At 71.5% G+C, this 18,012-nt stretch carries 20 protein-coding genes and 2 pseudogenes; 12 read left to right on the forward strand and 10 right to left on the reverse strand.

All coding sequences use genetic code 11. The features are described 5' to 3' along the window. Positions 1 to 269 precede the first annotated feature (269 nt). From ISP_RS28525 to ISP_RS28535, 3 genes are all read left to right on the forward strand, one after another. Complete coding sequence (locus ISP_RS28525) at positions 270 to 1,445, forward strand: carboxylate-amine ligase (RefSeq protein ID WP_013227404.1); 1,176 nt, start codon at positions 270 to 272, stop codon at positions 1,443 to 1,445. Between the two features lie 221 nt (positions 1,446 to 1,666). Then, on the forward strand, positions 1,667 to 1,975 hold the full coding sequence (locus tag ISP_RS28530) for a hypothetical protein (protein ID WP_013227405.1): 309 nt from the start codon (positions 1,667 to 1,669) through the stop codon (positions 1,973 to 1,975). 319 nt (positions 1,976 to 2,294) lie between these two features. Continuing rightward, the gene (locus ISP_RS28535) at positions 2,295 to 2,465 is read left to right on the forward strand and encodes a hypothetical protein (RefSeq protein WP_230468406.1); all 171 of its coding nucleotides are present in this window, start codon (positions 2,295 to 2,297) and stop codon (positions 2,463 to 2,465) included. Between the two features lie 86 nt (positions 2,466 to 2,551). Here ISP_RS28535 and ISP_RS28540 read toward each other — a convergent pair whose 3' ends face one another. The 6 genes and pseudogenes from ISP_RS28540 to ISP_RS28555 form a co-directional block, all read right to left on the reverse strand. Continuing rightward, positions 2,552 to 2,722: a phosphoketolase family protein gene (locus ISP_RS28540; RefSeq protein ID WP_013227406.1), complete on the reverse strand. Its 171-nt coding sequence runs from the start codon at positions 2,720 to 2,722 to the stop codon at positions 2,552 to 2,554. Then, positions 2,719 to 2,826, reverse strand: a complete 108-nt coding sequence (locus ISP_RS48320) for a phosphoketolase family protein (RefSeq protein WP_014467297.1) — start codon at positions 2,824 to 2,826, stop codon at positions 2,719 to 2,721. Before ISP_RS48320 ends, ISP_RS28540 begins: the two co-directional genes overlap by 4 nt. 100 nt (positions 2,827 to 2,926) lie before the next feature. After that, positions 2,927 to 3,079 (reverse strand): annotated as a pseudogene (locus ISP_RS48325) (phosphoketolase family protein); the annotation flags it as partial. Then, positions 3,013 to 3,222: pseudogene (locus ISP_RS48330) on the reverse strand (DUF5994 family protein); the annotation flags it as partial. The pseudogenes ISP_RS48325 and ISP_RS48330, both read right to left, overlap by 67 nt. After that, on the reverse strand, positions 3,215 to 4,102 hold the full coding sequence (locus ISP_RS28550) for a patatin-like phospholipase family protein (protein ID WP_013227407.1): 888 nt from the start codon (positions 4,100 to 4,102) through the stop codon (positions 3,215 to 3,217). The pseudogene ISP_RS48330 and the gene ISP_RS28550, both read right to left, overlap by 8 nt. Continuing rightward, positions 4,099 to 4,854, reverse strand: coding sequence for an amidohydrolase family protein (locus tag ISP_RS28555; RefSeq protein ID WP_230468407.1), 756 nt, complete (start codon positions 4,852 to 4,854; stop codon positions 4,099 to 4,101). The genes ISP_RS28550 and ISP_RS28555 overlap by 4 nt, the downstream gene beginning before the upstream one ends. Positions 4,855 to 5,019: 165 nt before the next feature. Here ISP_RS28555 and ISP_RS28560 point away from each other — a divergent pair, with 165 nt between their 5' ends. After that, complete coding sequence (locus ISP_RS28560) at positions 5,020 to 5,559, forward strand: TetR/AcrR family transcriptional regulator (RefSeq protein WP_013227409.1); 540 nt, start codon at positions 5,020 to 5,022, stop codon at positions 5,557 to 5,559. Positions 5,560 to 6,069: 510 nt separating this feature from the next. Next, positions 6,070 to 8,955, forward strand: a complete 2,886-nt coding sequence (locus tag ISP_RS28565) for a glycosyl hydrolase family 95 catalytic domain-containing protein (protein ID WP_013227410.1) — start codon at positions 6,070 to 6,072, stop codon at positions 8,953 to 8,955. 141 nt (positions 8,956 to 9,096) lie between these two features. On the opposite strand, the gene ISP_RS28570 is transcribed toward ISP_RS28565, so the two are convergent. Continuing rightward, positions 9,097 to 9,561, reverse strand: a complete 465-nt coding sequence (locus ISP_RS28570; RefSeq protein WP_013227411.1) for a DUF1707 SHOCT-like domain-containing protein — start codon at positions 9,559 to 9,561, stop codon at positions 9,097 to 9,099. A gap of 161 nt (positions 9,562 to 9,722) precedes the next feature. Between ISP_RS28570 and ISP_RS28575 the strand changes: the two genes are divergently transcribed. From ISP_RS28575 to ISP_RS28600, 6 genes are all read left to right on the forward strand, one after another. Next, positions 9,723 to 10,418, forward strand: coding sequence for a response regulator transcription factor (locus ISP_RS28575; protein WP_013227412.1), 696 nt, complete (start codon positions 9,723 to 9,725; stop codon positions 10,416 to 10,418). Beyond that, the gene (locus ISP_RS28580) at positions 10,415 to 11,797 is read left to right on the forward strand and encodes a HAMP domain-containing sensor histidine kinase (RefSeq protein ID WP_013227413.1); all 1,383 of its coding nucleotides are present in this window, start codon (positions 10,415 to 10,417) and stop codon (positions 11,795 to 11,797) included. Before ISP_RS28575 ends, ISP_RS28580 begins: the two co-directional genes overlap by 4 nt. A gap of 56 nt (positions 11,798 to 11,853) precedes the next feature. Continuing rightward, on the forward strand, positions 11,854 to 12,477 hold the full coding sequence (locus ISP_RS28585; protein ID WP_230468408.1) for a DUF998 domain-containing protein: 624 nt from the start codon (positions 11,854 to 11,856) through the stop codon (positions 12,475 to 12,477). Beyond that, positions 12,474 to 14,477: a glycosyltransferase family 4 protein gene (locus tag ISP_RS28590; RefSeq protein WP_013227415.1), complete on the forward strand. Its 2,004-nt coding sequence runs from the start codon at positions 12,474 to 12,476 to the stop codon at positions 14,475 to 14,477. Before ISP_RS28585 ends, ISP_RS28590 begins: the two co-directional genes overlap by 4 nt. 63 nt (positions 14,478 to 14,540) lie before the next feature. Beyond that, positions 14,541 to 14,765, forward strand: a complete 225-nt coding sequence (locus ISP_RS28595; protein WP_014467299.1) for an FAD-dependent monooxygenase — start codon at positions 14,541 to 14,543, stop codon at positions 14,763 to 14,765. A gap of 102 nt (positions 14,766 to 14,867) precedes the next feature. Next, positions 14,868 to 15,338: a UPF0158 family protein gene (locus ISP_RS28600; protein WP_013227416.1), complete on the forward strand. Its 471-nt coding sequence runs from the start codon at positions 14,868 to 14,870 to the stop codon at positions 15,336 to 15,338. Positions 15,339 to 15,380: 42 nt separating this feature from the next. Here the strand turns inward: ISP_RS28600 and ISP_RS28605 are convergent, their stop codons facing one another. From ISP_RS28605 to ISP_RS28615, 3 genes are all read right to left on the reverse strand, one after another. Next, positions 15,381 to 16,547, reverse strand: a complete 1,167-nt coding sequence (locus tag ISP_RS28605) for a hypothetical protein (RefSeq protein WP_013227417.1) — start codon at positions 16,545 to 16,547, stop codon at positions 15,381 to 15,383. Next, positions 16,544 to 16,918, reverse strand: coding sequence for a hypothetical protein (locus ISP_RS28610; RefSeq protein ID WP_230468409.1), 375 nt, complete (start codon positions 16,916 to 16,918; stop codon positions 16,544 to 16,546). Before ISP_RS28610 ends, ISP_RS28605 begins: the two co-directional genes overlap by 4 nt. Positions 16,919 to 17,208: 290 nt before the next feature. Beyond that, positions 17,209 to 17,331 carry an RICIN domain-containing protein gene (locus tag ISP_RS28615; protein WP_230468410.1) on the reverse strand — a complete coding sequence of 41 codons (123 nt, stop codon included), beginning with the start codon at positions 17,329 to 17,331 and terminating at the stop codon, positions 17,209 to 17,211. Between the two features lie 5 nt (positions 17,332 to 17,336). On the opposite strand from ISP_RS28615, the gene ISP_RS28620 reads away from it, so the two are divergent. Further along, positions 17,337 to 17,609, forward strand: a complete 273-nt coding sequence (locus tag ISP_RS28620; RefSeq protein WP_162472557.1) for a hypothetical protein — start codon at positions 17,337 to 17,339, stop codon at positions 17,607 to 17,609. Positions 17,610 to 18,012 lie beyond the last annotated feature (403 nt).

Below are 18,012 nucleotides of genomic sequence, written 5' to 3' on the forward strand. Positions count from 1 at the left end.
CACGAGGCGAGCGCCGCAAGCGGGGCGTGGCAGTACCCGCCGCCGTACCGGTAGTCCAGGGCGCGGAACGCGCGGGAACATTCACGTGCATCCACTGGAACACAAACGGGAAATGCGGAGGACGACCCCGATCGCCTTGTGCGCTCCGGGTCTGTGCTCCGCCGGTCCCCGCCGAAGGGCCGAAAGTTCCCCGATGGATGACCTGAGGCCCTACGCAGGGCCGGGCGAGCCGGTGAGACTGGCGATCCAACGAGGGACGGAGCCCGGCCGTGCACGTGCGACTTTCCCTGCCGGAAAGGAACGATCTCACCCTCGGCGTAGAGGAGGAGTTCGTCCTCGCGGACCCGGCGACCGGCGGGGTGGCGCTCGCCGCCCCCCGGGTGCTGGAGCTGCTCGACGGCGAACCCGCCGTGATGCCCGAGTTCCTGCGGTTCCAGATCGAAACCGCCACCGGGATCCACACCGGGCTCGACGGAATCCGGGCGCAGCTGCTCGGGTTGCGCCGGCTCGTGGCGGACGCGGCCGGCCAGGCCGGGTGCCTGGTGCTGGCGTCCGGGACACCCCCGTGCGGCGATCTGCCGGGTCTGCCCGGCGTCACCGCCGAACCCCGGTACCGCGCCCTGGCCGCCCGGTACCCCGCACTCCTCCCCGAAGCCGGCACGTGCGCCTGCCACGTGCACGTCGGCATCCCGTCCCCGGCACTCGGCGTCCGGGTCCTGGCCGGCCTGCGCCCCTGGCTCGCCCCGCTGCTGGCCATCAGCGCCAATTCGCCGCTCTCCCACGACGAGGACTCCGGGTGGGCCAGCGGCCGGTACCCGCTGTGGTCGCGCTGGCCGACCGCGAACCCGCCGCTGGACTGGCCGGACGCGACCGCCTACGCCGCGAGCGTCGACGGCGCGGTGCGCCGTGGTGAGGCCTTGGACGCAACCGGGGTCTACTTCTACGCCCGGCTCTCGCCGAAGTACCCGACGGTCGAAATCCGCATCGCGGACGTCGGCTTGACGGCCGAAGACGCGGTGCTGCTCGCCGGGCTGACCCGCGCCCTCGTGGTCACGATCCTCGCGGAGGCCCGGGCCGGCGTCGCGTCCCGGCCGGTCCGGACCGCGCTGGTCGTCGCATCGCTCACCGCCGCGGCGCGCGGCGGCTACCCCGGCGACGGCGTCGACCCCGGCACCGGGCAGGTCCTCCCGCAGCACGTGCTCGTCGGCCGGCTCTTGGAGTACGTCCGGCCGGCCTTGGAGGCCAACGGGGACTTCGCGACGATCGAGCAGCAGCTCGCCGCGGTGCGGGCCGGGGAAACCGGCGCGGCACGCCAACGGGCGCTGTTCGCCGGTGCCGGCTCACCGGCCGCGCTCGTGGCGGAGCTGGCCTCGACGACTCTTGCCGAGAGAGGTGGCTCCGACCCGGTGCCGGGGCGACGACCGGTGGCTGTCCACGACGGCTGAGCCGGCTTCGGCGACGTCCGCGGCCAGAGGCGTCGCACGGCAAACGATCTGGCGCGCCGACCGGAGGCGGAACCGTCGCCTCCATTCGAGGTCCCTCATCCGGGGGATTCGGTTCTGGTGGATGGCGTAGGACGCCTAGGCTGTCCGGACCGCCCCAGACCTCGGCGTGCTCCCCGTTCCCCGCGCTGCGCGGAATGCACCCACGGCCGAGGAGACGACGGATGACTGCCCGGAACCCGGACGGTATCGCGCCAGTGGACGATGCCGCTCTCCGCCCACCTCGGCGCCAGATCGCGTTCAGCGTCGGGAAGTGGCGCGTCACCTACGCCGGTCCGGATCCACGCTCGCCGCGGACCGGCGCCATCGCCGGCCGGCCCGAGTTCGGGCCAGGAGGCGCTCGCGTCCCCGTCATCGCCGACGACGGCCCGGCGGCCTTGGTGCACTGGGTCGACGAGCGGGACATCATCGCCGTGGCCGCGCAGCCGGCCGGCGAACGACCGGTCCGCGGACGCCCTGAACAGTGCGCGTGAGGATCGCGCACTGCGGCGATCGACGACGGCGCGGGCGAGACCCGCGGGTGCGGTTCGGCCTTCCGCCCGGAACACGGCCGGCACCGTTGCACGAGACCGTGCACGCGATGGCCCGGGGCCACCGGGCCCCACCCGTTCGCCGACGCCCCGACCGGGCCCGCCGGGGCTATCCTCGGTGATGTCCGCCCCGGACCTCGGCGGTGCCACCCCGAAGTGGCCGGACCGGACGGAGGGCTGTGATGATCACTGCGACACCGTGCGCGCCGGGTCCCCGGCGAACCGCACCTCTCGTGTCCCCACGCGGATGAGGCAGCCGAAGGTGGCACCGCCGAGGCAGCCGGACCCGTTCGCCCTCAGCCGCGAGCAACGCCGGCGTGGTGCCCGCGTGGTCGCGTCGGCGGCGGACGACGCCGGCGACTGCGCCAGGCTGCTCGCCATCCTCGGGCTGAACCCCGCCGACGGCCTCACCGCGCCAGAGGGCAGGCTGTGACAACCGGGGCTTCGCCCCGGGCCGGGGGCTTCGCCACCCGGACCCCCGAAAGCGAGCCCTCCGTCCCGAGCTGACCCGGCTTCCGCTCAGCCGGCCCACGTCCAGCCCCGGGTTTCCGGCGTGTCCTCGAAGTGTTCCCGGATGTAGCCGCGGTGGCGGGCCGGCATCGCGTGACCGTGCTCGGCCGGCGCCGCCCCGCCCTCGGGCACCCGCGCGGACCTGCGCAGTGCTTCGAGGACGAGGTGGTAGCGGCTCATCCGGTGAGCACGACCATGGCGAACGGCGTGGTGGTGCCCTGGTCGGTGTAACCGCGGACGTGGAAGCGGCCCGGCTCGGGGCGGCCGTGCAGCAGCTGGTGCACAGCCCGGGGTAGCCGGTGTCTCCGTGGTGCACGACACCGGGCGCCGGCACGGCGACGGCGTACGGTGCCAGGGCGGGATGTCGAGCCGATGCAGCGGAGCGAGCGCTGCCAGCTCCGGGACGAGCCGGCCGGTGGCGTCGAACAGGGTTTCCGGGGCGTAGGACCGCAGCCACCGCTCCAGCTGCCGGAAGCGTCCGACGTCCTCCCGGTCCGGGCCTGAGTCGCGGCGAGCGCGGTGACCAGGGCGCTGAATTCCGCGACCGGTTCCCGCGAGCGTGGCCACCAGGCGTCGTCGAAGCAGCCCTTCACCGCACCCGGCGATTTCACCCGCAGCCGCAGCTCGACGGCCGCGCGTCGACCGCGGAGTCCGAAGACGGGTTGAATCGTTTCATACATCCCAGGCGGCCCGGATCGCTGCCCCCTCGCGTTCGGCCTGGCGCCTGCCGATGTGGAGAGCCCGGCCGGCGGTCTCCGGGTCCAGCATCTTCACCGGTGCCTCAAGGTCGCCGAAATCAGGCTCGACGGCCACCAGCCGGGTGTTTTCGCGCAGCTGGGCCATTTCGGCGTCCGCCCTGATCGTCGAAGCGGATCGATCGCTGTCGGCCGCGCCACCGTGCCCTCCGAGAGGATGGCAGGACACGACCACCAGAACGTCGCTCGGTGGCGCCGCCGTGGCGTTCAGGTGGCTCACGAGACCGCCGTCCATGTAGCGGTTTCCGTTGATGGTGACGGCGGGGAACAGCATCGGTACGACGCAACTGGCGGCGACGGCGTGCCGCAGCGGCACCCCGGATTCCGGCCCCCACACGACAAGTTCGCCGGTGCCGGAGTCGACCGCCGTGCAGCGAAACCCGGGAGGCCAGGCGACACCGTCGAGGATGTCGAGCAGGCCGAGGTAGTCGTCTTCGGTGAGCGTGGTCGTTGCTTCCCGCACAGCGGAGCCGATCGCTCGCAGCGCTTGCCGCGGGTCGGCGGCGAGGGCGGCTTGGCGCGACGCACTCAGGAAGCTTTCCTCGCCCGCCGCCAGGACGGCGAAGTCCAGCTTGTGCCCCACTGCTGCCAGGACGGCGAGCGCGTCGGTGACGTCGCGGCCACTCGACAGCAGCGCACCGACCAGGGATCCCGCGGAGGTTCCGACGATCGACGAGGCTTCCGACAAGTCGACACCGGCTTCGCGCAGCCCGGCGAGCAGGCCCGTCTGCCAAGCGACACCGACGGTACCGCCGCCGCCGAGAACGACCGCGCGGGTGGGTGAGCCATTTCCTTGCAGAATCACTGCTGTTCCGTCCGTGATGTGATGTCGATGCCGAACAGGGAGCAGGCGTTGCCTGCGGTGAACTTGTCGCGGTCTTCGTCGGTCGGGAACTCGGTGAGGAACTTCTCGATGTCCGTCTTGGCCGGCTTCTGGAAGGGGTAGTCGGTCGAGAACAACAGCAGTTCGCCCCAGTGGCCGAGCACGAGCTGCAGGCCGGGGTGGCGATCGAAGGTGCCGCGGACGATCAGGCGCAAGGCGGCAAGCGCCGCCTCCAGGTGCCAACCCCAGCCGAACGTCGCCAAGGCCAGGCCGGTCATCGGATCGAAGCCACTGTAGACGGCTTCACAGACCGTGCGCGAGGGGATCTGCGGGTGGATGAAGATCGGCTGCCGCAGGGCCGCGGCGGTGGCGAACAGGTCGCCGTAGCGCGGGTCGTCCAGCGGCGTCTCGCCAGTCCGCCCGTAGACCATCGCTCCGACAAACCCGAGACCGGCAGCGCGTTCGAGCTCCGCGGCGGCGGCCGCCGGATCCGCCATCGGCAGGGTGGCGAGGGCCCGCAGCCGCGTGGGGTGCCGGCTGACGGCCTCGGCGGCGATGTCGTTGGCCCGCCTGCTCAGCGTCCGCGGGCTCCAGCGGGTGTGTCCCGGGTGGCGCCAGCGAGAGGATCTGCACGTCGACGCCCTGGGCGTCCATCGCCGCGATCCTGGCGTCGCCGAGGTCGTCGAGACGCTCGAGGTTGTCGCCCAGCTCGTCGAACAGAACGCTCGCGTCACCGCGGTCCTCCGGGAGCGCCTGCACCGCCGACGTGAGCTCGGGCAGGTTCCAGTGTTCTTCGATCGCGATCAGTGCCACGCCAGGCCTCCCGGGTCCGGGCAGTCCGCTCAACCACCGTTGAGCGAGACGGTACACGAATCACTCAACGCCTGTAGAGTGAAGTCATGACCGAGACTTCCCGCGCCGCCAAACGCGCCCGGACCGCCCAGCGGATCCTCGACGCCGCCCGGCAGGAATTCGCGACCCGGGGCTTCGAGGGCGCGACGATCCGGGGCATCGCCGCCGCGGCGGGAGTGGACGCCTCGCTCGTGATGCAGCACTACGGCTCGAAGGCAGCCCTGTTCACCACAGCCGTTCAACTGCCCAGCGATGACGCCAAGATCGCCGCCGAGCACCTGCTGGAGGTCCTCGCCAACCGGCTGCGCGAACTGCCCCCGGAAACGACCGCACTCGTCCGGTCCATGCTCACGGTGCCCGAAGCCGCCGACACGATGCGGTCCTACCTCGACGAACGCGTCGACAACCTCGCCAGGTCACTGGAGGGCGACGACGCACACCTGCGCGCCCTGATCACCGTGAGCGGCATCCTCGGCTTGACGATCACACAGCACTTCCTGAAGCTGCGCGCCTTCGACGATGCTTCCCCCGAATCACTGCTGCAGGCAGCGCGCGGCTGGACCGAATACCTGTCCCGCGACTCGTGAGACCGATCAGCAGACGCCTCATCGTTCGCCATCGGAGTGGCAAGCTTTCGAGGGTGAACGCCGGACTGGTCAGCGGAGAGCCGTACAGGTAGACACCTCTGCGCAGCACCGGTGTCGTCGAGCCGGGGCTCCTGCCCCGCGACGGCCGACCGGACCGCCGCGTGGATCCGCTCTTCGATCGTCCCGGTCGACTCGTCGCGCCGATCCACGGCGTCACTTCGCTAACCGGTGACCTGGTGACATCTCGACCGCACTGTGCCGCCGAGCGCGGACGCGCAGGAGCGAGACGTCATATGTCTCCTGACTGGGGACACGTCTCCGCCTCCGTCTTCGTCACCGGATGCCGGTCGAAATATGGGCTGTTCGGCGGCATTTGGTCGCGCCGACGCTTCCGGGTATGGACACCGGCGAGATCGACAGCCGAAAATCCATCACATGTCCTGGCCTTCTGCGGGCCAGGACAGGACGAAGCGCGACGAGGGACGGCTGCCGGACAAAGGAGTTTGCGTTATGGACCTGCCCATCGACCGCAGGCGCTTCCTCACCGCCGCCGCGTTGACCGCCGGGGCCGCGGCCCTGCCCGGTGGGTTGCTGTCCGGCCGGGCGGCGGCCCTGTCATCGCAGATCACGCTGCCCGAGCGGGGTATCCACGACACCGGCCCGGCGACGTCCTGGACGGACGGCTTCCTGACCGGCAACGGTGAGTACGGTGCCACGTTGTACGGCGCGCCGACGCTGGAGAAGGTGATCTTCAACCATCACCGCCTCGTCCTGCCCAACGGCTCTCGATCGCTGACCCCGCCGGTGATTTCGGGACGCCTGCAGGGCGTCCGGGACAAGGCGCTCGCCGGTGACTACGCCGGTGCGAACCGGGACTTCGCGGCCGGCTGGGCGCTGCGCTGGACCCAGACCTACCACCCGGCGTACGAACTCCGGATCGCGACGCCGGCCATGACCACGGCCAACGACTACGGCCGCGTGACCGACTTCCGCACGGGCGAGGTCACCACCGGCTGGACCGACGGCAACGGCACGTGGACCCGCCGGGCGTTCGTCTCCCGCGCCGACCGCGTGATCGTCCACGAACTGATCCCGGCACCCGGCCGGACGATCGACGCGACCCTGAGCGTGAACACCGCGTTGGACGGCGTGCCAGGCAGCGTGGGCTTCGCGACCCGGGCCACCCTCGGCAACGGTTCCGGCTACCTGAACCTGCGCGGCACCTATCCCGCTGGGCAAGGCGCGTTCGGCTACGAAGGCGTCACGCGCGTCGTCCCGACCGGCGGCACCATCTCCGCCGGCGGAGCCACCATCGTCGTGTCCGGAGCGTCGCGGCTGCTGCTGCTCACCAAGCTCGACCGGTACGAGACGCCGAACGCGTGGGACTCCCAGCCACTGCACGCGGCGCTGGCCGCGGTCGACACCGACTACACCGCACTGCTTGCCCGGCACACCGCGATCCACACCGCCTGGTACGACCGCTCCCGGCTCGACCTCGACGTCTCCGCCGCCGACCGCGCACTGCCGGTCAGCCAGCTGATCGCCCGGCAGAACACCAACCAGAGCGTCATCGACCTCGCACTGCTCGAGCGGCTCTACGACTCGGGGCGATACCTCTTCATCAGCTCCAGCGGGATCCTGCCGCCGCGGCTGACGGGAATCTGGACCGGCACGTGGACCGGCGCCTGGGCCGACGACTTCACCACCGACGCCAACATCAACCTCCAGGTCGCCGGCGGCAACATCCTCGACACCCCCGAGGCCATGCAGGGGTACTTCACCCTCATCCTCAGCCAGCTCGCCCAGTGGCGCACCAACGCGCGGAACCTTTACGGCGCAAGGGGTTTCCTGGCCCCGTCCCGGACCGACGGCGAGTACGGGCACATGCTCCACTTCGACGCCGGCTTCCCCGGCCAGACCTGGACCGGCGGCGCCGACTGGCTGCTCTACCCGCTCCTCGAGTACTGGGAGGTCAGCGGCGACCAGGCGTTCCTGCGGGACAAGCTGGGCCCCGCGCTCATGGAACTGGCGCTGTTCTACGAGGACTTCCTGACCCGGACCGACTCCAGCGGCAAGGTGGTGTTCGTCCCGTCCTTCTCGATGGAGAACGCGCCCGGTAACACCGGTGTGCTGCACTCCGTCAACGCCACCGGTGACATCACGGCCGGCAAGCACGCCCTCCAAGCCGCCATCTCCGCGGCCAACGCGCTCGGCGTGGAACAGGGCAGCGGCCAGGGCGTCCAGCGCTGGACGGCGTTGCTCGGGAAACTGCCCGCGTACCGGATCAACGGCGACAACGCCCTGGCGGAGTGGTCCTGGCCGAGCCTCAACGACAACTACAACCACCGGCACGTCCAGCACCTGTACGGCGCCTGGCCGCTGCACGAGATCAACCCCGAGACCCGGCCCGAGCTGATCGCCCCCGCGCTGCGGGCACTGGAACTGCGCGGCGACGAGAACCTGTCCGCCCACGGGAGCCTGCACCGGGCGCTGGCCGCCGCCCGGCTGAAGGACGGCGGGAAGGTCTACGCCAACCTCCGCAAGATCCTCGGCAACACCATGATCTTCCGGTCGCTGATGACGTCGCACAACCCGAACCTGCAGACCTACAACGCCGATGCCGCCCACGCGATACCCGGCGTGCTGGCCGAGGCGTTGCTCTACTCCCGGCCGGGCGTGCTGGAGATCCTGCCGGCCCTGCCCGGGCAGCTGGCCAAGGGCTCGATCACCGGCATCCGGGCGCGTGGCCGGATCCGCGTCCACAGTCTCGGCTGGGACCTGTCCGCCCGCACGGCCGCGCTGTCCGTGACGTCGGCGATCGACCAGGACGTCACGCTGATCAGCCGCCGCGGCATGACGTCGGTGACCACCTCCGCGCCCGTCACCACCTCGCCCCTCGGCGGCTACGCAAGAGTCGTGTCCCTGACGGCGGACCGGCGCACCGACATCACCGTCTCCCTGTCCCAGCCCCCGCAAAGCGGGTACGTCAGGGTGGTCAACCGGCGCAGCGGCAAGGTTCTCGACGTCACCGGCAACGGAACGGCCGACGGCGTCAAGGTCGTCCAGTGGGCCTGGTCCGGTGGCGCCAACCAGCAGTGGCAGCGTCTGTCCAATCCGGACGGCTCGGTTCGCCTGGTCAACCGCAACAGCGGCCGGTTGCTCGACAGCCCGAGCGGAGCCGGCCAGGGCACCCAGCTGGACCAGGCGCAGGACACCGGCACCGACAACCAGTGGTGGAAGCTCGCCGACACCGGTGACGGCTACTACCGGCTCGTCAACGTCCGCACCGGCCTCTGCGCGGACGTGGAAGGCGGCTCGGCGAACGACGGCGCCCGGGTGATCGCGTGGGCCGCCAACACAGGCACCAACCAGCAGTGGCAGATCGTCGACGCCTGACCCCGACCGCCGCCAGGAGACCGGACCGCCGTGGCCGTCCTCACCCAGGGGAACGTCCGCGACTGGCTCTTGCTCGCCGTGATGCTCTCCGCCCTGCTGTGCCGCAACGGGATTTCCGAACACCGATCGAGAACGGGGGCGTCAGCCGTGACCGTGCTCGCCGGCGTCGATCGCGTGGTGCTCGAACCCGTCTCCACCGAAGCCGTGCACAGCGGCGAGAACGATCGCCGCGGCGATCACGAGTCCGATGAGGACAGTCGCGATGATCAGCAGCCGACGGCGGCCGGTGGCCGGTTCGGGAGCACGCCCGAGCAGCACCGCGAGGTCGGCGGCGAGGTTCCGGCGGACAGCGGTGATGATCGGCCGCCATCCTTGCGCCGGCTCCGGCGAGGGGGCGGGCAAATCCGCGGTCAGCGTGGCGAGTTCGTGCCGGAAGCGGCTTTCCCCGATCCGGACCAGGCGGTCTTCGACCTCGTCCATCGTCAACCGGCCTTCGCCGGCCGCCGCGTAGAGCACGGCCCGGACCTGCTCACGTTCCGCATCCGAGCAGCGGATCCCGCCGGCGGTGTCCGTGGGCAGTGTCGAGCCGGGCGGGTTCTCACTCATCTTTTCCTCCTCCGTGGCGGACAACCCTTGTTGCGAGGTTAACGCCGGAAAACCGCGCCCGGCCCCGTCGAACGTTAATGTTCGATGAGAGTTGCGCGCCCCCACGCCGCTCTCAACTACAGTTACCCTGTGTCATCACCGGCCGGACGAAGGGACACCGCGTGCACTTGGTGATCGTCGACGACGAGACAGCCGTGCAGGACTCGCTGTCGCGGACCCTGCGCTTCGAGGGCTACACCGTCTCCGTCGCCGGCGATGGAGCGGCCGGGCTCAACCTGGTCCGCGCCGAAGCGCCCGACGGCGTGCTGCTCGACGTCACCATGCCGGTGCTCGGCGGCCTGGAGGTGTGCCGGGTGCTGCGGGCCGAAGGCAACACCGTGCCGGTCCTCATGCTGACCGCCCGGACCGGCGTGACCGACCGCGTGGCCGGGCTCGACGCAGGTGCCGACGACTACCTCGTCAAGCCCTTCGCGCTGCAGGAGCTGCTGGCGCGGGTGCGCGCTCTGCTGCGCCGCACCGGGTACCACACCCCGCCCGCACCGGCGGCGCCCGCGGCGCTGCGGTTCGCGGACGTGGCCCTGGACCCCGCGACGCGGGAAGTGTTCCGCGGCCACCGTCCCCTGCACCTGACCCGGACCGAATTCGCCATGCTCGAGACGTTCCTGCGCCACCCGCGGATCGTGCTCACGCGGACCGTGATGTTCGAGAACGTGTGGGGCTACGACTTCGGCACCGCTTCCAACGGCCTCGACGTCTACGTCAGCTACCTGCGACGCAAACTGGAGGCCGACGGCGAGCCCCGGCTGCTGCACACCGTGCGCGGGGTCGGCTACGTGCTGCGCGAGGAACCACTGTGAAACGCCCCCGGTGGAAGCAGCTCTCGCTGCGCGCGCGGCTCGGCGTCCTGGTCGCCGCCGCGGTCGCGCTCGCCGTCGTGACGGTGTCGGCGATCTCCTGGGGCCTCACGCGGGCCGACCTCTACGACCAGTTCGACGCCCGGCTGCAGTCCTACGCCCAGCTCGCCGCGAAAGCCTCCTCGCCGGCGGAAGCGCTTTCGACCCTGCGCTCCACCACCACCAAACCCGGGGCGGACCGGAACAACGGCCTGACCGTCCAGTTCAGCTCGGCCGCCGGCACGGTCACCGGAGTCGCGGGCGCGATCCCGGAACTCCCGCCCCCGCCGCCGGAAGCGCCGTTCTCCCGCAACCGGGCGACCAACGTCCACCGCGACGAGGACCAGTTCCGCGTGTGGACGGCCCCGCGGTCCGACGGGGGCACGGTCCAGGTCGCCCAAGACTCCGAAGACGTCGAGGACGCCTTGGGCCGGCTGGGCTTCTGGCTGCTCCTGGTGTCCGCCGCCGGAGTGCTCGGCGCCACGGTGGTCGGCCGGGCGATCGCCCGGTCGGCGCTCCAGCCGGTCGACGACCTCACCTTCGCGGCCGAGAACGTGGCTCGCACGCAGGAGCTGTCGGCGGCCATCGACGTCACCGCGGCCGGCGAGATCGGCCGCCTGGCCACGGCGTTCAACGCGATGCTCGGCGCGCTCGGCCGGTCCCGTGACGAGCAGCGGCGGCTGGTCGAGGATGCCGGCCACGAACTGCGCACCCCGCTCACGAGCCTGCGCAACAACATCGAGCTGCTCATCCACGCCGAGGCCACCCCGCAGCGGCAGCTGTCGGCCGAAGACCGGACGCGGCTGCTGGCCGACCTCGACACCCAGGCCGTCGAGCTCACCGCGCTGATCGGCGAACTGGTCGACCTCTCGACCGGGGAACGGCCCACCGAAGTGGCCGAGCGGGTGGCACTGGCCGACGTCGTCGGCTCGGCGCTCGAACGCACCCGGACGCGGTGGCCGAAGGTGTCCTTCACCGCCGAGCTGACCGACGCCGAAGTGCTCGCCCGGCCGTCCGCCCTCGAGCGCGCCGTGCTGAACGTCCTGGACAACGCGGCGAAGTGGTCCCCACCCGGCGGAACCGTCCAAGTCACGATGTCGGTGACGCCGGACGCGGTGCGGCTCCGCGTCGACGACGAAGGCCCCGGAATCGCCGACGCCGATCTGCCGCACGTGTTCGAGCGGTTCTACCGGGCCGACGCCGCCCGCGCGCTGCCCGGTTCGGGGCTCGGGCTGGCCATCGTCGACCAGGTGCTCACCCAGCACGGCGGCCGCGCCGAAGCCGGCCGGACCGAGACCGGGGGCGCGCGGTTCGACCTCGTCGTCCCGCCGGCCGCTTCTTAACGAAACCGCGCGTGATCTTCATCGAACTCTCATGGACGGGCACCACCGTCTGAAGGGTGACTCCACGGTCCACGCTCTCTCCCACTCCGCCGGCAACCCTGACGCTGGTCATGGCCGCCGTCGCCCAGGCCATCATCGCCGGGCTGACCCTCGGCTTCGCCGCCGACGTCAGCCCGTGGCGTGACCCGGTCAGCGACTACGCCTGGCATCGCGGCGGCCGGTTCCTGTTCGCGACGGCCGTCGTGCTCCTGCTCGCGGCCGCCGCGGCGCTGGCGATCGCCGCCCACCTCGCCGCACTGCCCCGCACTCCGGCCGTGAGCACCCTGTTCCTGCTGTGGACGGCCGGGCTTGTCGTGGTCCTGCTGTTCCGCAGCAATGTCAGCGCGGCGGACCCGACGGCCTCCGGGGAGATCCACCGCGCCGGTGGAGCCGTGCTGTTCGCGAGTCTCCCGCTGGCCGCGTGGGCGCTGAGCACACGGCTGCGGACCGACACCCGCTGGCTCGCCGCGGCGGCCGCCCTCCGGCGCAGCGCGGTCGCGGGAGTCGTGACCGCGGCGGCGTTCGGCAGCGCGCAGATCGTCGACGGGCTCCCGGCCGGCCTGCTCGAACGCCTCGCGCTGCTGGCCGAGTTCCTGATCATCGCCAGCACGGCGACCGCGCTGCGGCGGGCCGTCCGATGACCGCCCTCGCCATCGCCTGCGCCCTGCTCGCCGCCGTCCTCTTCGCCGTGGCGGCCACCCGCCAGCACGACGAGGTCGCCGGCCTGGCCATCGAAGGCAGGCCTCGGCTGCGCACCTTCACCCGGCTGCTGCGGTCACGCGGGTGGTGGGCGGGGACATCGCTGGCGACCGGCGGCAGCCTGCTGCACGTCGTCGCCCTGTCGCTCGCGCCGCTTCCCGTCGTCCAGCCGCTGGGCGTCTTCAGCTTGGTCCTCACGGTCGTCTTCGCCCGCCGCGCCCGCAACCGCCGGGTCGTCGGCGCCGTGGTCCTGGTCCTGCTCGGCGTCGCGGGTTTCGTGGCGCTGGCGGCGTCCGCCACCACGGACACGCCGATCGGCTGGGGAACGGCCGAGTCGGTCGCGGTGGCCGGGTTCGCGCTGGCCGGCCTCGTCTGGTTCGCCCGGGCGAGCTGTGCCGTGCTGGCCGGGGCCGCGGCCGTCCTCTTCGGACTCGGCTCGGCGGTCGTGCACGCCGCGGTCACCCAGCCGCTCGCGGCCGCCGTCCTGCTGGGGGCGCAAGCCCTGCTCCTGCTGGGTGCCGGCGGGGTGGTCCTGCACCGCGCCTACGCCGCCGGGCCCACCGCGGTCGTCGTCGGCACCACTACCGTGCTCGACCCACTGACCGCCGTCGCCGTGGCCGCCCTGGCCTACGGCGAAGCGCCGCACCTCACCGCGACCACCGCGGTCCTCGCGGCCGCGGCCGCTTTCGTCGCTCTCGCCGGTGTGCGCGTGCTCGCCGGTGCCCTCTCGCACCACCCGTCCCGAGCCAAGGAGAAACCCGTGCCCGCTTCCGGCCTTCGCATCCTGATCGGCGCCGACACCTTCCCGCCCAACGTCAACGGCGCGTCGTTCTTCGCCGAACGGCTGGCCCGGGGCCTCGCGCGGCGCGGGCACGACGTCCACGTCGCCTGCCCGTCCGCCGACGGTCCATCGCGCACCGAGGAGCGCGACGGCTACACCGTCCACCGGATCCGGTCCCGGGCCATCCCCTTCCACGGCAACTACCGGTTCTGCACCCCGGGCGGCGCCCGCACGGAGGCCGGGCCGCTCCTGGACCGGCTGCGCCCCGACGTCGTCCACGTCCAAGCCCACTTCGGCGTCGGCCGCGCCCTGCTCGAAGCGGCGGCCGAGCGCGGGCTGCCCGGCATGGCCACGAACCACTTCATGCCGGACAACCTCCTCGGCTACACACCCTTCCCGAAGCGGGTCAAGAACGCGATCGCCCGCTGGGCCTGGCGTGACCTGCTGCGCGTCTACCGCGACGCGCGCATCGTGACCACGCCGACTCCGCGGGCCGCCGAAGTGCTCGCCGGAATCGGGCTCGACCGGCCCGTCCAGGTCGTCTCCTGCGGCATCGACCTCGCGCACTACGCCGCACCCGCCATCCGCCCCGACGACCGGCCGATGTCGGTGCTGTTCGTCGGCCGCCTGGACGCGGAGAAGAACATCGACCAGCTGCTGCGCGCCCTCGTTCCGCTGCCGCACGTGCGCGCGGACCTCGTCGGCGACGGCACCCGGCGCCACGAGCTCGAAACGCTCGCCACCGAACTGGACATCACCGATCGCGTGACCTTCCACGGCTTCGTTCCCGACGCCGAGCTCGTCCACCGGTACGCCGAGGCCGACGTGTTCTGCATGCCCGGCACCGCCGAGCTGCAGAGCCTCGCCACGATGGAGGCCATGGCCGCCGGGCTGCCGGTGATCGCCGCCGACGCGCTCGCGCTCCCGCACCTGGTGCACCACGCCACCAACGGCTACCTGTTCGAACCGGGTGCGATCACCACCATTTCCCGGTGGATCGCCGACCTGGCCGCGGATCCCGAAGCACGCGCCAAGATGGGCGCGGCGTCCAAGGCCATCGTCGCCCGCCACGACATCGACGAAGCGCTGGCCACGTTCGAGGCGCAGTACCGGATCCTGCTCGGCCTGCCCGCGCCGGCCATGATCACCCAGACCGCGTAGGCCGCCAGAGACGCGTAGGCGCCCGGTCGACGTCGGCCGGCGGGCGCTTGCCGTGCCGGGCGCGTGCTGCTCGTCGGCGACGCCGCGCACCAGCACTCCCCCGCCGGCGGTCAGGGCACGAACACCGGCCTCCGGGACGCCGCGAACCTGAGCTGGAAACCGGCCGCCGCCGTTCAGCGGCGGGGACCGGAGGCGCTGCTCGACAGCTACCACGACGAGCGCCGCCCCCATCGGCAAGGCCGTGCTGCGCAGCAGCGGGCCGAACCTGCGGCCGGCGATCCGGTGTGACCAGCCGGAGCCCAACGCGCGGGTGCACGCGTGCGCCCCTGGGCCTCCAGCTCACTGACCTGGGCAATGCGTGACCGGCGGGGTGGCGGGTAACCTGCCCGCATGCTCGGCTTGGACAAGTTCGACCTCGACGCGATCGCGGTGGCGTTGCAGGACCAGACCGGCTACGAGTACTTCCACTTGATCAACCCGCTGACCGGCGAGATCGCGTTCTGGTCCCGGGACGGCGGCATCGACGGCAACCACCCCGTCGACCTCGACGACCTGGACCTGATCGTGATCCACCCCCTGCCGTCCTCCGTCTGGTACCAGGACATGGCGGACTTCGCGGACGGCATCAGCGATGAACAGGCCGGCCGCCGGCTGGCGAGAGCCATCCGGGGCAGAGGTGCCTTCCGCCACTTCAAGGACGAATTGCACCAGGAGTACCCGGAACTCCTCGCGGCTTGGCACGAGTTCAGTGACCTCCGGGCGCGGCGTCGCGCCGTGGAATGGCTCGCCGACAACGCGCTCGTCGAGCGAGTCACCTCCGATCGATTCGCTGCCGAGCACCCCGATCCCGGCCTGCCCTGAATATCAGCGCGACGCCTGCCCGATGGTCGTCCGCCACGGTGATCAGAGGCCGGCTCGGCCGAGGCGTTCGACGAGGCTGGGTTTGCGGGCATGTGCTTTCCGCAGACCGTCGACCCGGGAGACGAACACATCGTCACGATCCTCGCGCTCAGCGAGCGCTTGGAGATCGGTGAGCAGAGTGACGGCGGCATCGTAGTCAGCCGGTTTGCGGGTCGCGATCAGTGCGTCGACGCGTGACCACGCGGTGTCCCCCTCCTCGGCAAGTCTGTCGAGCCGCCGCTCGCGAGCCAGGGCGCGAGCTTGTTCCCGGTGTGCCTCGTCTTCAGCACGCGCGCGGGCCAGGCGACGCTCGCGTTCGGCCCGCCGGCGCGCCGCGGCGTCGAGCAGGTCGGCCACGGTGCGACGGGCTGGGCGGGGGTTGGCCGGAGCGGTGTCACCGCGGTAGCGGTGCAGCAGCTCCATCCGCACCCGCGCACCCTCCCCCACCAGGACACGTACGAGGAGCCGGTCTTTTTCGGCGGCCGGCAGGCGGGTCACCCAACTGGCGAGGTCACCGGCATCGTCAGCAGTGTCCTCGAGCGGCGGGGAAGCCTCGGCCGCGGTGGTGAGGAGGTCGTCGTCGAGGCGGAGGAAGTCGGCCAGCGCTCGCTGCGCCGCCGTGAGCGCACCCAACCCGGGTGGGACCGGTGGTTCGACCTCGGCGTCGGCTTCGCGGTCGAAAACGTCCTCGTCGCGTTCCCAGGCGCCGTAAGCCGCCAGCCAGGCGAGGTAAAGCGGCCGGAAATCACCGGCGGCGAGTTCGGCGCGAACTCCGATGATCGCCGACAGCAAGCTCTGGGGGTCGTAGTCGAAGTCGAACTCGCCGGCGTTGTCTTCACTCGTGAAGTCAAGCACGAGGAAATCGCCCGTGACCCAGGCGCTCGCCCCGGCGCCGGCGCAGTAGTCCTCGACGACATCCGGATCGAGCAAATCACACGGCAGGCGGACCATCACTCGGTGGCTGCCCCAGTTGGCGACGTACAGATGCGCGTCGTAGTAACGCTCCATCAGACGGTGCGGGTCGCCCTTGAAGTCGCCCCAGTGGTATTCGTTCACGAAGCTGGTGGCGCTGATCCTCGCCCGGGTGGACAGGGATCTGATCTCGGCTTGCTCGCCGTCGTCCAGTGGCCGGTCGATCGCCAGGAACTCGTAATACTGGTATTCGCTCACGGCTCGTCCAGGTCGTCAGCGGCGGTGAACCTTTTTGCCCGGAAACTCGATTCGTCACCCAAGTGGAAGTACAGCTGTCCCTTGATCGTGTCGTCGTCGGCCAGCACCGCCCAGCCGCGTCCGCTGACTTGATCGCCTTCGTCGACGCCTTCCCAGGAAAACTCGACGCCGGGCAGGCCGTCGCGTTCGATCGCGCGGCAGTCCAGCCAACCGGTGACGGCGATGAAGCCGAGCCGACCTGTCCCGTCACGGGCGAATTCGATGAAACCCGGCTCGACCAGGTCGATCGCGTCACGATCCCAGCCGCTCATGCCGACGATGCGCCACCGGCCGAGCAGCGGGGCCGGGGGTTTCCGGATATCGCGTACCACGAGGCGACAGGGTAGCGACCGCGGCCGGCATCGCCGACGAGCCCCCGCGACCCCGGGAGCCGCTGCGCTCCGACAACGCCCCGCTCGTGCTCGGGTTCCTCCGGAAGATCTTCGTCGACGACAACCTCCGGTGCCGGTGGCCGGCCAATCCCGATTCCACGCTCGGTCCGGGGCGCCGCGCATCCAGTCAGGACGGTGAAACGTGCCGTAACACCTCGCCCGGTGCACCAGGTGAGCCGCGCGATCCACACCGGCACCATCCGCTCGGTGCAGCGACGATCCGCGCGCGCTCACGCCGGTGTCAGCTGCCATTGCTGGTTGGGTCCGTTGTTGGCCGTCCATTGGACGACCTGCGCGCCGCCGGTGGCCGCTCGGCCGTACACGTCCGCGACCAGGACCGGTGCTCGAGCCACCCAGCGTGAAGTACTCCCCTGCGTCGCCGAACACGGCCGTGCCGGCCTCGGTGGTCGACAGGACGAGGTACACCCGCGAGCCTGCGGGCGGGGCGGTGAACGACACGGGCTGCACCACCCGCGAACCCAGCGGAACCGAAAGGGTCGCGCCGCCGGACGCGATCACCGCGCCGGTCGGGTTGTCGAGCCGGGCGCTCCAGGCGAAGTCCACGGCGGTACCGGTGAGGTCGTCGTTGGAGACGGTGACCGAGCGGGTCACCGTGGCGTCGGCGGGGTAGCTCGGCACGGCCTGCGGCAGGGGGAAGGTGCCATTGGCGTCCGACACGCCGGACGCCGACCAGTACGGCAGGTCGAGCGCGGCGACCGGGTCGAACGCGGCCTGGATCCGCTGGAACTGCGGGTTGCTCCACGGGTCGGTCAGGTTGTCCGCGCCGTAGATCGGATGGCCGCCCTCCCGGGCGCGCCTAGGACGGTGAGGCGTCGATGCACCAGGCCGGTGTGCTGGAGCGGGGTCGACGAGCTGGTGACGCGCCCCGGCGTGCGGCGAAGGGGGTCGGCGAGGGTGCGTTGGGCGAGGGTGCCGTTGCCGGCGAGCACGTAGTGGATATCGCCGCGCGCAGCAGGGACACGTCTTCGCCCCGAGCGCAAGCGGAAACTTCTCGACAACGGTGACGCCTCGCG

The sequence above is a fragment of the Amycolatopsis mediterranei genome (assembly GCF_026017845.1).
Lineage (GTDB): Bacteria > Actinomycetota > Actinomycetes > Mycobacteriales > Pseudonocardiaceae > Amycolatopsis > Amycolatopsis mediterranei.